Genomic DNA, 14,041 nt, shown 5'->3' with positions numbered 1-14,041 from the left:
GGTCCTCATTGCTTGTAATCGGGCAGCTTACTGCCGCCCAGGACGGCGCCCGCCCCTTGCTGGTCGAGCTTGTCGGTCAGGCTGGATAGCGAGGCCGAGGTCCGACGCAAATCGCGGATCAGCGCATTGGCTTCGGGGATCGTCGTCTGGCTGAAGGTCTGCAGGCCCGGCCGCGCATCGGCAATAGCGCCTTCGAGCGTCTTCATCGATTCGTTCGCTGAGGCGAGCGTGTCGCGCAGGTTGCGCATCGCCGGATCGACATTGCGGTCGATCGTCCCCTGCGTTGCGGCGGCCAGATTGCCGATCTGTTCGGCGGCGACCCCGGTTTGCTGGATCGCGATGCGCGTGTCCGCAAGCGCGCGTTCGATGGCGGGGCCGTTGCGGGCGAGGATCGCGGTCGAGGCTTCGACATTGTTCAAAATGCCGCGCATGCTCGCCTGATTCTCATCATCGGCCAGCTCGGCCAAGCGTTCGGTCAGCGTCGAAAGGCGCTGCAGCAGTTGCGGTGCGGTGTTGAGCAGTTCGCCCAGCCCTCCCACACGCGTCGGAATGACGGGCTTGCCGGCTGGTCCTTTGTCGGTGATCGGCGGCGCGCCCTTGACCGCTCCGTCGAGCGAAATCTGCGAGACGCCGGTAAAGCCGACGCCCTCGATCGCGGCGGTCGTGCCTTGCAGCACCGGGACGCCCTCGTTCACCTCGATGCGAACGCGGACGAATTGCGGGTCGTCGGGCCACAGCGCAATTTCGCGCACCTGTCCCGACGGGACGCCGGAGAATTGCACCGCAGACCCTTTGTTAAGCCCGTCGACCGATTGTTTGAAAAAGACGTCATATTCGCGCTTCTCCCCGCCGCTGTCGTTGGCCAGCCAGACGATGAAAAAGGCGAGCGCGGCGGTAAAGAGCAGGACAAAGCCGCCGACGAGGACGTTGTTCGAGCGAGTTTCCATCAGCTGTTCCTATCGCGGCTTCGCGGTTTGGTTCCCGCCCGCCGCAGCGCGACCACGCGGTCCGTTGAAATAATCCTGTATCCAGGGATGCTCGGTGGCAAGCAGTTCCGGGATCGTGCCGACCGCGATCACCTTTTTCTCCGCCAGCACTGCGACGCGGTCGCAGGTCGCATAGAGCGAGTCGAGGTCGTGGGTAATGAGGAAGACGGTGAGCCCCATCGTATCGGCCAACTCGCGGATCAGCTCGTCGAACTTGGCCGCGCCGATCGGGTCGAGCCCCGCGGTCGGCTCGTCGAGGAACAGCAGCGCAGGATCGAGCGCCAGACTGCGCGCAAGGCCCGCACGCTTGACCATGCCGCCCGACAGCTCGGCGGGATATTTCGGGCCGGCATCGGGCGGCAGGCCGACCATCGCGACCTTGTAGGCGGCGATTTCGTCAAGCAATTTCTGGTCGGTGCGCGGATAAAATTCGCGCAGCGGCACCTGGATATTCTCGGCCACGCTCAGCGTCGAGAACAGCGCCCCGCCCTGGAACATCACGCCCCAGCGGCGGCGCAGGTCGCGCGATTCTTCCTCGTCGGAGATCGTGTCGAGCGTCTTGCCATACACCTCGATCTCGCCCGACGTCGGGGTCTGCAGCCCGATGATCGACCGCATCAGCACCGACTTGCCGGTGCCAGACCCGCCGACGACGCCGAGGATTTCGCCCGACCGCACGTCGAGATCGAGATGGTCGTGGATGATTGTGTCGCCGAACTGGTTGACGAGGCCGCGGATACAGATCGCATTGTCGAAGTCGCCGGGCCGCACCGCGTCGGCGGCGGCGAGCTCTTCGGCAACCTGGTCGTCGATTTCTTCGCTCATCAATTCCATCCGATCGACGAGAAAAAGACCGCGAACATTGCGTCGAGCACAATGACGAGGAAGATTGCGGCAACCACGGCGGAGGTGGTCCGCTTGCCGACTTCCTCGGCATTCTGTCGCACCTGCATGCCTTCGTAACAGCCGGTGACCCCGATCAATATGCCGAACACCGGCGCCTTGATCAGCATCGCCCAGAAATCGGTCATCGGGATGATATCGCGGAGCAGCTGGACATAGGTGACGGGCGGAATGTCGAGACCGATCCAGCAGAACACCCCGCCGCCGATGATCGCGCAGATGCTGGCGTAAAAACCCAGCAGCGGCATCAATATCGTCGCGGCGGCGACGCGCGGCAGCACGATCGCTTCCATCGGCGAGACGCCGATCGTCCGCATCGCGTCAATTTCTTCGGTCAGTTTCATCGTACCGATCTGCGCCGCAAACGCCGAGCCCGAACGGCCCGCGACCATGATTGCGGTCATCAGCAGGCCCAGTTCGCGTATCGACGCGCGGCCGACCAAGTTGACAGTAAACACTTCCAGCCCGAACTGGCGCAGCTGCACTGCGCCCTGCTGCGCAACGACGATCCCGATCAGGAAGGTCATCAGCCCGATGATCGGCAGCGCATCCAGGCCGACGGTTTGGAAGCGGGTGACAATGGCGTGCCAGCGCAGCCGTCGCCGCGCGCGCAGCTGGGTGCCGAGCGCCATGATCATGGCGCCGAAAAATCCGATGATGCCGAGCAGCTCGTTCCACACCCCGACACTAGCGGCGCCGACCTGTTCGAGCATGCGGGTAAGCGGTGGGCGGCGATCGCGGTGGACGCGATATTCGCTCTTGTCGCTGGCCAGCGCATCGAGCAGGCGCTGGGCTTCGGGGCTGGCGCCGGTGACTTTGGCACCATGTTCTTTGACGGTGCGGGTAACGATCCACGCGCCAACGGTGTCGATCCGCTCGAGCGCCGACAAGTCGAGCGTCGCGATCGGGCCGAGCGCGTCGAGTCGGGTCGGCAAATCGCCGAGCCGCGCCAGCGTCAGCCGACCAGTGAAGCGGATGTCGGTGCCACCTGCACCCTCGCTTTGTTCGAAATCCGCTCTGGACACCATCGTACGGAGGACATTGTCTTATTTGCCCCACCGCGGCAAGTTAATCCCGCCCCCTTGGCCCGAGCGCGGCGCGCTTCTATGATCGGGGGATGGAAACGCCGCCGATCGCCCCGCCGCCGGACTATGCGCACCGTGTGGCGATGTACGACATGGATCGAACGATAACCCGATCAGGGACCTACAGCGGGTTCTTGATTCATGTTGCGCGGCGGCGGCAGCAATGGCGTCTACTGCTGTTGCCGCTCGTCGGGCTGGCGGGAATCGCCTATGGTTTGCGTCTAATCGACCGGTCGCAGTTGAAGGCGATTAATCTGCGGCTGCTGGTCGGTCAGCGCTTTGCCCGCGCGGAAATCGCGCCCCTGGCCGAAAGCTATGCCGATAAAGTGGTGGCGCGCGGGCTCCATCCCGCGGCACTCGAACAGATCGCCGCCGACCGCGAAGCGGGTTACCGGCTGGTGCTCGCGACGGCATCCTTCCATCTTTATGTCGATGCGATCGCCAAGCGGCTGGGCATCGACGATGTACTGGCGACGCAACTCGACGAACCCGATGGCGCCGACCATATCCATGCGCGCCTGTCGGGCGAGAATTGCTATGGCGACGCCAAATTCGCGCGGATCGACGGCTGGATGGCGGCCAACGCGATCACCCGCGATGCCGCGCATATTCGCGCCTATTCGGACCATGTGTCTGACCACCCGATGCTGCGCTTTGCCGATGAGGCGGTCGCGACGACACCGTCACGGGGGTTGAAGCGGCTGGCGCCGACAATGGGGTGGCAGATCGTCGACTGGCGCGGCCGGAAGTAGTTCTCCCCTCCCGCAGGCGGGAGGGGAGTTGCCAATTAGACCGCGTCCAATGCCTGCGCGAAATCAGCGATCAGGTCGTCGGCATCCTCGATCCCGATCGAGATGCGGACCAGATTGTCGGTGATCCCCATCAACGCCTTGCGCGCGTCGGGAACCGACAGATGGGTCATCGCCGCCGGATGGCTGGCCAGCGTTTCGGTGCCGCCCAGGCTTACCGCAAGCTTGGCGATCTTCAGCGCGTCGAGGAAGCGGAAGCTTTCTGCTTCGCCGCCCTTGATGAACAGCGAGAAGGTCGACCCGGCGCCGGTGCAATGGCGGTCGAAAATGTCCTTCTGCGATCCCTCGGGCAGGAATCCGAGGTAACCCAGCCCATCGACCTTGGGATGCTCGCGCAGCCACGCGCAAACCTTTTCGGCATTTTCGCCCGCGCGGCTCATGCGAAGCTCGACCGTTTCCATCGAGCGCAGCAGCATCCACGCGGTGTGCGGGTCGCAGATCGTGCCGATGGTGTTGCGCATCATCCGGATCGGGCCAAGCCAATGTTTCGCGCCCAGCACCCCGCCAGCGACCAGATCGCTGTGGCCACCGGCATATTTGGTCAGGCTGTAGAGCACGATGTCGGCGCCATGCGCCAGCGGCTTGGACCACAGCGGGCCAAGGAAAGTGTTGTCGATCGCGATCGGGGGCCGTGCGCCTTCGGTAAAGGCGGCATCGGTCGCGGCGCGCATCGCCTGGACATCGACCAGCGCGTTGGTCGGGTTGGCGGGACTTTCCAGATAGACCATCGCGACCTTTCCGCCCTGGTCTTCAGCCATTCTCTTGGCGCGGACGAGGATCGCGTCCATCTCTTCGCGCGACGCTTCGGCGGGGAAGTCGACATAAGTCGCACCAAAGCGCGACAGGATACGCGCGATCAGCGTCTCGGTCGCGGCATAGAGCGGACCCGAGTGAACGATGACGTCGTTCATGCTGACATGGGCGAGGAGGAGGGTAGCGATCGCCGACATGCCCGACGAGAAGACCAGCGCGTCTTCGGCCTTTTCCCACACGCCAAGGCGGGCCTCGAGGATTTCCTGATTCGGCCCGTTAAAGCGGGAATAGACGAGGCCGTCGGCACCGCCGGGACGCTTGCCGGTGATCCCCTCGAAATGATGCTTGCCCGCCGCGGCGCTTTCGAACGCGAAGGTCGAGGTCAGGAAGATCGGCGGCTTGAGCGAGCCTTCGGACAGCATCGGATCATAACCATAACCCATCATCAGCGTCGCCGGCGACAGTTCGCGCCCGCCGATTTCGGTGACGTCCTGCTTGGGCTTGCGGCGCGGGGTGGTACCGGTGAGGTCGCTGTTGTCGATGGGGGGCATGAAGTTTTCCTTGGGGCCAGATTAGTTTCCGTTGCAACTAGCGCCCTTTGCCCCGCGCGTCACCCCAGCATTGCAACTGCCCAGATCACCCCGATCAGCAGCGGCACGCCGATGATGTCGAGCGCCAGTCCCGCCTTCAGCATCCGCGGCAGCGCGATATGATCGGTCGCCCACGCGAGCGCGTTGGGGCCAGTACCACTGGGCAGCATAAAGCCCCAGCTCGCCGCCATCGCGACGGGCAGCGCGAGAAGGATCGGATCGACTCCCGTCGCTGCGATCAGTGCCGCGAGCACCGGCATGATGCCGCTGGCGGTCGCGACATTGCTGGCGAATTCGGTGATCAGGATGGTGAGCGCGACGATGATCGCGGCCAGCGCGATCGTCGGGATGCTGCCGAGCGGCGCCAGAACCGCGCCTAGCCATGCGGCAAGACCGCTCGCGGTGATCGCCGCGGCGAGCGCGAGGCCGCCACCGAACATCATGATGACGCCCCAAGGCGCGCGGTCCGCCTCTTTCCAGACGAGCAGCGGGCGCCCCGTGCCGTCGGGCAGGACGAACAGGAGCAGACTGCCCGCGATGGCGATGGTGCCGTCGGTCAGCGCGCCTTTGGGCAGCAAGGGTTCGAGCCAGGGTTGCGCCACCCAGGCGAGGAAGACGAGCAGGAAGACCGGAACGACACGGCGCTCGGCGGTCGACCAGATCGCCTGTTTGCCAAGCGCGGCGGCGGCGCCCTGTCCGTCGAAAGCGTGTGCGGACAACCGCTGCACCCGCGCGATGATGAACAGCGCCGCGGGGGTGGCGAGCAGCACGACGGGAACGCCGTAGATCATCCAGTCGAGGAACGAGATGCGCAGCCCCAGCGCCTTTTCGATCAGCCCCGCGGCGATCGCGTTGGTTGGACTGCCGACCAGCGTGCCGAGCCCACCGATCGATGCGGCAAAGGCGATGCCCATCATCACCGCGCCGGCAAAGCCTTCCGTCTCGCCCGCGCGAATGCCACCGGCGCGGACCACGGCGAGCGCGATAGGCACCATGATCAGGGTGGTGGACGTGTTTGAAATGAACATGCTGAGCAGCGCGGTCGCGGCCATAAAGGCAAAGAGCAGCCCGGTCGCGGTCGGCGCCGCGCGCTTGAGCAAAGCCAGCGCAAGGCGCCGGTGCAACCCGACGCGCTCGATCGCCAGCGCGAGAAAGGCGCCGCCGAGGATCAGGAACAGGATCGGCGAATAATATTCCTTGGCGATCGCATTGGCATCCATCACCCCGAAAGCGGGGACCAGCAGGAAGGGCAGCAATGCGGTGACGGTCAGCGGCAGCGCCTCGGTCATCCACCAGATCGCCATCAGCACCGTCATCGCCGCGACGTGCCAGGCGGTGGTTTCCATGCCCGCCGGGGCGGGCAGCGCAAGCATGACGATGAAGGTCAGCAGGCCGCCGATCAATCCAAACAGGCGCGTGCGTGTCATCCGTCCCCCAAATGTGTCAGTTCAAACCGATCACCGACAATTGGCGGCCATAGGAATTTTCTCCTTTATGGCACGCGCGGCGATAGCTGAAATAATCTTTCGCCTCGGCATAGGTGTCCTGCCCGCCGATGGCAATTCGGGTGACCCCCGCGGCGGCGAGCCGCGCGGCGACATAAGCGGCGATGTCGAACATCGCATGGCCGGGCTTGCCTGCGGCAAAGAAGCGCTCGTTGGTCGGATCGTCGCCGGTGAAACGCTGCACAAATCCGTCGTCGACCTCATAGGAGGCCCGCGCGATGCACGGCCCGATGGCGGCGGCAATGTTCGCGCGGTCCGCGCCGAGTCGCTCCATCGCGGTGAGTGTGGCGTCGGTGATCCCGGCCAGCGCCCCCTTCCAGCCCGCATGCGCAGCGCCGATGACGCTCGCGTCGCGGTCGGCGAACAGCACCGGTACGCAATCGGCTGTCAGGATGCCGAGGATGATGCCCGGGGTGCGCGTCGCGAGCGCGTCGGCTTCGGGCCGCGCGGCCAGGTCTGTCGTCTCATCGACGACGACACAGCGATTGCCATGGACCTGATAAACGCCGGTGAGGGCTGCGCCGGGCAGCACCGCATTGGCCACACGCCGCCGGTTTTCGGCAATCAGCGCCGGATCGTCGCCCGAGCCAAGGCCGCAGTTGAGTGAAGCGAGTTCGCCCGTCGATACCCCGCCGCGACGGCCGAAAAAACCGTGCGGAATGTCGGCGAGCGGCAGCGCGGTGGCGAACGGCGCGGTCACAGGTCCAGCCTGTAAAAACGGTCTTCGTCGATATGGTTGCCGACGCGAAATTCATTGCGGCCGACGTCATAGAATCCATAGCGGCGGTAAAAGGCCTGCGCGCGCGCATTTTCGGTAAAGACCGACAGATACAGGATCGACGCGCGCTGACGCGCCCAGGCGATGCCCCAATCCATCAGCGCCGCCGCAACGCCGGTGCCTTGAGCGGCTTCGGCGACGTAGAGCTGGTGCAGTTCCACGGCGTCGTCGGTTGGCTGGTCAGCGGGCAGATCGAAATCGACCGGACCCATTTTGATATAGCCAAGGATGGCACCGGCTGGGTCACGGACCAACCCGATGTCATGATCGGATGCAGCGATCTGGGCGCGGACACGTTCGGGTGGGTTCCAGGTCGCGAGAAAGGCGGCCAAGTCGGCGGGGTCGTAAATATGACCAAAAGTGCGGGAGAAGGAGTCGGTGGCAAAGGTCGCGATTGCCTCTGCATCGTCCGGGGTCGCGAGATGAAGGATGGTCAAGCACTGTCTCCTGAAAACCCGGCAGGGGCTGGCCAGCCCGGCGCGGTGATGGCCATGACTTTGAACAATTCGCCCATCGCGTCGGCCGCGACAAGCCGGTCGCGCTGACCCTTCAACTCCTCGGCGCGGTCGGGCGCCGATGTCGCAAGCGATTGCAACCGCGCATCGATGCCCAGCCGCTGCAACCAGTCGCCTTGGGTCGCGACCCGACTGACCGCTGCCCCCGCGCTCCGGGCCGCGTCGGCAAGCGCGGTGAAATCGACATGGGTGGTCAGGTCGACCTCGCCCGGATCGGCGAAGGGATCGGCGAAGCGATGCGCTTTCACGGCCTGCAGCGTGTCGCCGACGGCAGGGCCGCTATAGCCATAGTCGATCACCAGCATCGCGCCGCCTTGCCGGGCGAGGCGAAAGGCACCGCGTTGCATGATCGCCGCCGACACGGACGCGGTTTCGACAATGCTGCCCTCGGCGGCGCTGCGAAGCGCGGCGGGAACAAGGTCGTCGGCAGGCGCCTCTCCCGGCACCGGAACAAGTCGCGCGCGCTGCCGCTCGACCATCCGCTCGCGCCATCCATCACTCGTACGGACATATTGATGGACGGGCAGGGCGTCGAAAAACTCATTGGCGACGATGATCGACGCACCATTGTCCGGCAGGTCGTCGATGTCGTCATGATGGATGGCGGCGGGGACGCGGGCCAGTTGGGCCGCTCGAAGGGTCGGGCTGGTCTCAACAAAGTGGATGTTTTGCGGCACGCATTTGAAACGCGCCATCGCCCGAAGGGCGTCGGCGGCCAAGGTGCCGCGCCCCGGGCCGAGCTCGACATACCGAAAGGCCGGGCTCCCTGCGCGCGCCAACAGGTCGGCGATCCACACGCCGATCATCTCGCCGAACATCTGGCTGATTTCGGGGGCGGTGGTGAAATCGCCCGCGGCGCCCAGCGGATCGCGCGTCGCGTAATAATGGCTGTTCGCTGCGGCGATATAGTCGGCGACCGTCGTCTCCCGCGCCGCCGCGATGTTGCCGATCAGCTGGGCAGGCGTCGGCGGTCCGTCACGCAACGCTGTCGGGTCCGGCCACCGGCTCGACCCGCTGGCGGCGTCCCTTCGCGGTGGCGACGAGCCAGAAACCGATCAGCAGCATCGGGATGGTCAGCGTCTGCCCCATCGTCAGTCCCCAAGACAGGGTACCCAGTTGCACATCGGGTTCGCGCACGAACTCGACCGCGAACCGGCTGAGGCCGTAAATGATCGCGGCCATGCCGAACAGGAATCCGGGTTTGTAACGCGCGTCGGTACGCCAGAAGAGGAAGGTCAGGACCGCCATCATCAGCAGGCCCTCGAGCCCTGCTTCGTAAAGCTGGCTCGGGTGGCGCGCCTCCATACTGCCGCTGTCGGGAAAGATGATCGCCCACGGCACGTTGGTGGTGCGGCCCCACAGCTCGCCGTTGACGAAATTGGCCATGCGGCCAAAGAAAAGTCCGAACGGGATGACGCAGGCGACATAATCGCAAAAGCGCAGGAAACTGAGCTTTTCTTTGCGCGTCACATACCAGATCGCGATCAGCACCCCGATGACGCCGCCGTGCAGCGACATCCCGCCATCCCACAGCCGAAAGACGCCGAGCGGCTCGTTGATATATTCGCCGAGATTATAAAACAGCACATAGCCGAGCCGCCCGCCGATGATGATACCGAGCATCGCGTAAAAGATCATGTCGTCGGCGTGGCGCCGCGCCATCGGGGCGCCCGGCTGCGCGATCAATTTGAGCAGATACCAGTAGCCGACAAAGATGCCGGCGAGATAGGCCAGCGCGTACCAACGGATCGGCAGGCCAAAAATGCTGAACGCAATTTCGCTGTTCTCTCCCATCAAGTCATGGAAGTTCACATATTGCGTTGCTTCGGCTAGGGTTGCAAAAAGAAACATAAAGTCGCGTGGTCCTTCCCCAGGAGAGGCCTCCCCATAAGGGGTTAGGCCAGCGAGACCAAGAGGAGAGATACAAGATGCCATCAGCGCTGGATTTGCGCCTGGAAGCCGCCTATAATCTGATCACCGGTCCGGGCGGACCGATCCAGGTCGGGTCCGTCGAACGCTTCGGCCGGCAGCTTCCCTTCATCACCAATGCGCCCACGAACCTGGCCGACTATGTCGCCTATTTCGCAATGCAGCACGGCGACGCGACGTTTCTGGTCGAAGGCGACGAACGGCTGTCGTTCAAACAGGTCTATATGGCAGCGCGGCAGGTCGCCGCCGGGCTGGTCGATGGCTATGGCGTGCAGCGCGGCGACCGCGTCGGGCTGGCGATGCGCAACGCGAATGCGTGGTGCGTTTCCTATATCGGCATTTTGCTCGCGGGCGGCTGCGCGACCCTGCTCAACGGTTGGTGGCAGGGCGGCGAGCTGGCCGCAGGAATTACCGACAGCGAAACCAAACTGGTCATCGCCGATGTGCAGCGCGCCGCGCGGCTGGAAGAGGTCGACCATGGTGCCAAGGTTATCACGCTCGACCTGACCCAGTCGATCGATCAGGCGATTGCCCCGATCACCAGCGCGGGCGGCAATGCCGCGACGGTGTTGCCGGTGCTGACCGGGCAGGATCTGGCAACGATCCTGTTCACCTCGGGCTCGACCGGCCAGTCGAAGGGCGCCTATTCGCGCCATGAAGCCGTAGTGCAGGCGATCTTCAACTATGTGACCCAGACCGCGAGCATCGTGCATCTGCTGACCCAGGACGGGCTGATGTCGGACATCCAGCCTGCGACCCTGATCTGTACCCCGCTATTCCACGTCACCGCCGAAATTCCGGTGTTCCTGCAAAGCTTCGCGCTCGGCCGCAAACTGGTGCTGATGCCGAAATGGAACGCGGAGGAAGCGATGCGGCTGATCCAGGACGAGCAATGCAATTATTTCGTCGGCGTGCCGCTGATGAGCTATGAAATCCTCACACATCCGAACCGCAAGAATTACGATCTGTCGACGTGCAAGAGTTACGCCGGCGGAGGCGCGCCGCGGCCGCCGGAGCATGTAAAGCGCCTCGCGACCGAAATGGGCGAGGCAAAGCCGCTGCTCGGTTACGGCCTCACTGAAACCAACGCGGTCGGCTGCGGGATCATCAACGAAAATTACGTTGCCAAGCCGCTGTCGACCGGCCCAGCCTCGAAGCCGCTGGTCGATATGGCGATCCTCGACGATAGCGGTGATGAACTGCCTCAGGGCAGCGTCGGCGAAGTGTGCATCCGCTCGGTCGCCAATTTCGAAGGCTATTGGAAAAACGAGGCGGCGACCAGGGCGGCCTTTTTTGACAACGGCTATTTCCGCTCGGGCGACCTCGGCTATCTCGACGAGGACGGCTATCTGTTCATCGTCGATCGCAAGAAGGACATCATCATCCGCGGCGGCGAAAATATCAGCTGCCAGGAAGTCGAAGCGGCGATCTACGAGCATGCCGACACCAACGAATGCGCGGTGTTCGGCCTGCCCGACGAGCGGCTGGGCGAAGTGGTCGGTGCGGTGATCTGGGTGAAACCCGGTAGCAGCCTTACCGCGGAGGATATGTGTTCGTTCCTCAGCCAGCGGCTCGCGCCGTACAAGGTGCCGTGCAAGATCTGGATGTCGAACGATGCGCTCCCCAAGCTGGGCAGCGAAAAGATCGACAAGGTCAGTTTGCGCAATCAATATCGTGCCGAATATGCAGCGGAGGTCGCCGCGTAACTTTTGGCGGGGAAGGAGCGAACCGGGATCATGGCCCAGGCTGAAACTCCCGTCGCTCCGTCGGCGCCCGCCCCGCTGGCACCGGTGCGCGTCTATCGCCACCGGTTGCCGACGCGCATCTGGCATTGGGTCAACGCCGTCACCCTGCTCATCCTGCTGATGAGCGGGCTGATGATCTTCAACGCGCACCCGCGGCTTTATTGGGGCGAATATGGCGCCAACAACGATCCCGCCTGGCTGGTGATCGGCTCGACACCCGACACCGGCTATTTGCGGATCGGGTCGCTACGGCTCGAAACGACCGGTGTGCTGGGTCGCTGGACCAATGCCGAGGGGGTCGAAAAGACCCGGGCGTTCCCCGGCTGGGCGACGATTCCCACAAGTTACAATTTGGCCGACGGGCGGCGTTGGCATCTGTTCTTTGCGTGGGTGCTGTCGATCGGGCTGGCGCTTTTTATGCTGTGGACGGCGTTCGGCGGGCATCTGAAAAAGGATCTGCACGTTCGCCGCGCCCAATGGTCGCCGCGGCATATCTGGCACGACATCAAGCAGCATGCGCGGCTGCGGTTCCCGAAGGGCGAAGCTGCGGCGCGCTACAATATTCTTCAGAAACTCTCCTACATCGGGGTGATTTTTGTCCTGCTGCCGTTGATGGTCGCAACGGGCCTGACCATGTCGCCAGGTATCAACGCGGGCGCACCATGGCTGCTTGACGTGTTTGGCGGGCGCCAGTCGGCGCGGTCGATCCACTTCATCGTGGCGTGGGCGTTGGTGGTTTTTTTCTTTGTTCATATCGCGATGGTTCTGCTTGCGGGTCCGGTGAACGAAATCCGGTCGATGGTGTCGGGCTGGTTCCGCCTGCCGCCCGAACGAAAGGACGGCGCATGAGCGAGTTTGTCATGCCGCGGCGCCAGCTGATCGCGCGCGCGGGCGGCCTGGCGGCGACACTGCCGCTGCTGTCCGCCTGCGATGCCATCAACGACGCGCCCGCTGTGCGCAAAATATTGTCGATGGGCGAGGAAATGAATCGCGCGAGCCACCGCGCACTGATCGACCGCGATGCGCTGGCGCGCGAGTTCACCCGCGCCGACCTGTCGCTGATATTCCGCGCCAATGGCACGCGCTTGCCTGCCGGGGCTGCCTATGCCGCGCATGCGGCGGGCGGCTTTGCCGACTGGCGGGTTGCGGTCACTGGTCTCGTTGCCCGCCCACTGTCGCTGTCGCTGGCCGACATTCGTTCGATGCCGCAGCGCACCCAGATCACCCGCCATGACTGCGTCGAGGGGTGGAGCGCGATCGGCCAGTGGACCGGCGTGCAACTCAGCCGCATCCTGACCGCAGCTGGGGTCAAAGACAGCGCACGTTACATCGTCTTTCGCTGCGCCGACCGGATCGGCGATGCGCTCTATTACGAAAGCTGCGACATGGTCGATGCGCGCCATCCGCAGACGATCATGGCTTGGGCGCTCAACGATGCGGTCGTGCCGATCGCCAATGGCGCCCCGCTGCGGCTACGTATCGAACGCCAGCTTGGCTATAAGCACGCCAAATATGTGACCGGTATCGAAGCGGTCGCCAGCCTCGACGGCATCGGCGCGGGCAAGGGCGGTTATTGGGAAGACCGTATCGATTATGAATGGTACGCGGGGATATAGACCGTTCGTCATGACGAACGAAACGGGGCCGAAGGCGGCCGGAGGCCTACCAATCCAGAGCGGTCACCGCAGGCTCTGGATTGCCGCGTCGCCTTCGGCTCCTCGCCATGACGCTGCCTTTTATGTCGGGTAAACCTCGTTCATGCTGTCCCAGCTGAGCGCGACCAGCTGTTCCAGAACGTCCAAATCGACGTCCGCCAGCTTGTTGATGTACAGGCAGGACTTGCCTGTCTTGTGCTTGCCCAGCCGCGCGAACAGCGCGTCGGCCTCGTCCTGCCGCTTGCAATAATTGCCTATCAGATAGAGTGTCAGCGCCGCCTTGCGCGGACTGAATCCGGCACGGCACATCGTCCCCGAATGACCGCTGTCATATTTGTAGTCATAGCTGCCGTAACCAATGATCGACGGCCCCCACATCTTGGGTTCCAGCCCTGTCACCCGGCGGTGCATCGCATCGATGACCGCAGCCTCCTCGCGCCGCAGCGCCTCGGGCACCGCGGCGATGACGTCGGCTACGCTGACGTCGGTGGCTTTGGTCTTGATCTCGGTTTTGCCGATGGCGTGTCTCCCCATCGTAAGAATAGCGTTACAGGCTCGAAAATCCAAGCACATGCCTTCGTCGGCACAGGGCAATCGGGTGAAAGAAGGGGCGACAAACGCGTGAATTGCTGAATCTATGCAAATCCTCAGATTTGGACGAGGGGATATTGTGATGGACAGTGGTGATCAGTCGAGCGGAGCGCTTGGCGAGGCGGTAGTTTTTCTGGATCATTTCCGTGACTTGGTCGATGGTCGGCAACTGGCAAAGGTGATGTATCCGCTTGAGG

Annotated in this window: 14 protein-coding genes; 4 read left to right on the top strand and 10 right to left on the bottom strand. The window is 63.8% G+C overall.

Translation table 11 applies throughout. From position 1 onward, the window contains the following. Positions 1 to 5: 5 nt before the first annotated feature. The 3 genes from CDQ92_RS10075 to CDQ92_RS10065 are packed head-to-tail and all read right to left on the bottom strand — an operon-like array spanning position 6 to position 2,917. Positions 6 to 947, bottom strand: coding sequence for an MlaD family protein (locus CDQ92_RS10075; RefSeq protein ID WP_088441221.1), 942 nt, complete (start codon positions 945 to 947; stop codon positions 6 to 8). A 9-nt stretch (positions 948 to 956) separates the two neighbouring features. After that, positions 957 to 1,811 carry an ABC transporter ATP-binding protein gene (locus CDQ92_RS10070; RefSeq protein ID WP_229667041.1) on the bottom strand — a complete coding sequence of 285 codons (855 nt, stop codon included), beginning with the start codon at positions 1,809 to 1,811 and terminating at the stop codon, positions 957 to 959. Next, positions 1,811 to 2,917 (bottom strand): ABC transporter permease, encoded by a 1,107-nt coding sequence (locus tag CDQ92_RS10065; RefSeq protein WP_088441220.1) that lies wholly within the window; start codon positions 2,915 to 2,917, stop codon positions 1,811 to 1,813. Before CDQ92_RS10065 ends, CDQ92_RS10070 begins: the two co-directional genes overlap by 1 nt. A gap of 89 nt (positions 2,918 to 3,006) precedes the next feature. Between CDQ92_RS10065 and CDQ92_RS10060 the strand changes: the two genes are divergently transcribed. After that, a complete protein-coding gene (locus CDQ92_RS10060) occupies positions 3,007 to 3,726 on the top strand; it encodes an HAD family hydrolase (RefSeq protein ID WP_188682230.1) in 720 nt (239 codons plus the stop codon). A gap of 35 nt (positions 3,727 to 3,761) precedes the next feature. Here CDQ92_RS10060 and CDQ92_RS10055 read toward each other — a convergent pair whose 3' ends face one another. The 6 genes from CDQ92_RS10055 to lgt are packed head-to-tail and all read right to left on the bottom strand — an operon-like array spanning position 3,762 to position 9,775. Continuing rightward, on the bottom strand, positions 3,762 to 5,087 hold the full coding sequence (locus tag CDQ92_RS10055; protein WP_088441219.1) for a cystathionine gamma-synthase family protein: 1,326 nt from the start codon (positions 5,085 to 5,087) through the stop codon (positions 3,762 to 3,764). Between the two features lie 59 nt (positions 5,088 to 5,146). Next, complete coding sequence (locus tag CDQ92_RS10050) at positions 5,147 to 6,553, bottom strand: SLC13 family permease (RefSeq protein ID WP_088441218.1); 1,407 nt, start codon at positions 6,551 to 6,553, stop codon at positions 5,147 to 5,149. 16 nt (positions 6,554 to 6,569) lie between these two features. Then, entirely contained in the window at positions 6,570 to 7,331 is a 762-nt protein-coding gene (gene pgeF / locus CDQ92_RS10045; RefSeq protein ID WP_088441217.1) for a peptidoglycan editing factor PgeF, read from the bottom strand. Next, positions 7,328 to 7,846: a GNAT family N-acetyltransferase gene (locus tag CDQ92_RS10040; protein WP_088441216.1), complete on the bottom strand. Its 519-nt coding sequence runs from the start codon at positions 7,844 to 7,846 to the stop codon at positions 7,328 to 7,330. Before CDQ92_RS10040 ends, pgeF begins: the two co-directional genes overlap by 4 nt. Next, complete coding sequence (locus CDQ92_RS10035) at positions 7,843 to 8,907, bottom strand: class I SAM-dependent methyltransferase (RefSeq protein ID WP_229667043.1); 1,065 nt, start codon at positions 8,905 to 8,907, stop codon at positions 7,843 to 7,845. The genes CDQ92_RS10040 and CDQ92_RS10035 overlap by 4 nt, the downstream gene beginning before the upstream one ends. Continuing rightward, positions 8,900 to 9,775 carry a prolipoprotein diacylglyceryl transferase gene (lgt, locus tag CDQ92_RS10030; RefSeq protein WP_088441215.1) on the bottom strand — a complete coding sequence of 292 codons (876 nt, stop codon included), beginning with the start codon at positions 9,773 to 9,775 and terminating at the stop codon, positions 8,900 to 8,902. The genes CDQ92_RS10035 and lgt overlap by 8 nt, the downstream gene beginning before the upstream one ends. Positions 9,776 to 9,852: 77 nt before the next feature. On the opposite strand from lgt, the gene CDQ92_RS10025 reads away from it, so the two are divergent. The 3 genes from CDQ92_RS10025 to CDQ92_RS10015 are packed head-to-tail and all read left to right on the top strand — an operon-like array spanning position 9,853 to position 13,214. Continuing rightward, the gene (locus tag CDQ92_RS10025) at positions 9,853 to 11,559 is read left to right on the top strand and encodes a class I adenylate-forming enzyme family protein (RefSeq protein WP_088441214.1); all 1,707 of its coding nucleotides are present in this window, start codon (positions 9,853 to 9,855) and stop codon (positions 11,557 to 11,559) included. Between the two features lie 30 nt (positions 11,560 to 11,589). Continuing rightward, positions 11,590 to 12,447 carry a cytochrome b/b6 domain-containing protein gene (locus CDQ92_RS10020; protein ID WP_088441213.1) on the top strand — a complete coding sequence of 286 codons (858 nt, stop codon included), beginning with the start codon at positions 11,590 to 11,592 and terminating at the stop codon, positions 12,445 to 12,447. Further along, complete coding sequence (locus CDQ92_RS10015) at positions 12,444 to 13,214, top strand: molybdopterin-dependent oxidoreductase (RefSeq protein ID WP_088441212.1); 771 nt, start codon at positions 12,444 to 12,446, stop codon at positions 13,212 to 13,214. Before CDQ92_RS10020 ends, CDQ92_RS10015 begins: the two co-directional genes overlap by 4 nt. A 120-nt stretch (positions 13,215 to 13,334) precedes the next feature. On the opposite strand, the gene CDQ92_RS10010 is transcribed toward CDQ92_RS10015, so the two are convergent. Beyond that, the gene (locus CDQ92_RS10010; protein WP_169714554.1) at positions 13,335 to 13,787 is read right to left on the bottom strand and encodes a DUF1801 domain-containing protein; all 453 of its coding nucleotides are present in this window, start codon (positions 13,785 to 13,787) and stop codon (positions 13,335 to 13,337) included. Positions 13,788 to 14,041: the final 254 nt, after the last annotated feature.

Origin of the sequence: Sphingopyxis bauzanensis (assembly GCF_002205675.1) — a bacterium.
In the GTDB taxonomy this organism is placed as follows: domain Bacteria; phylum Pseudomonadota; class Alphaproteobacteria; order Sphingomonadales; family Sphingomonadaceae; genus Sphingopyxis; species Sphingopyxis bauzanensis.
This window is presented reverse-complemented; position numbering and strand designations above follow the sequence as displayed.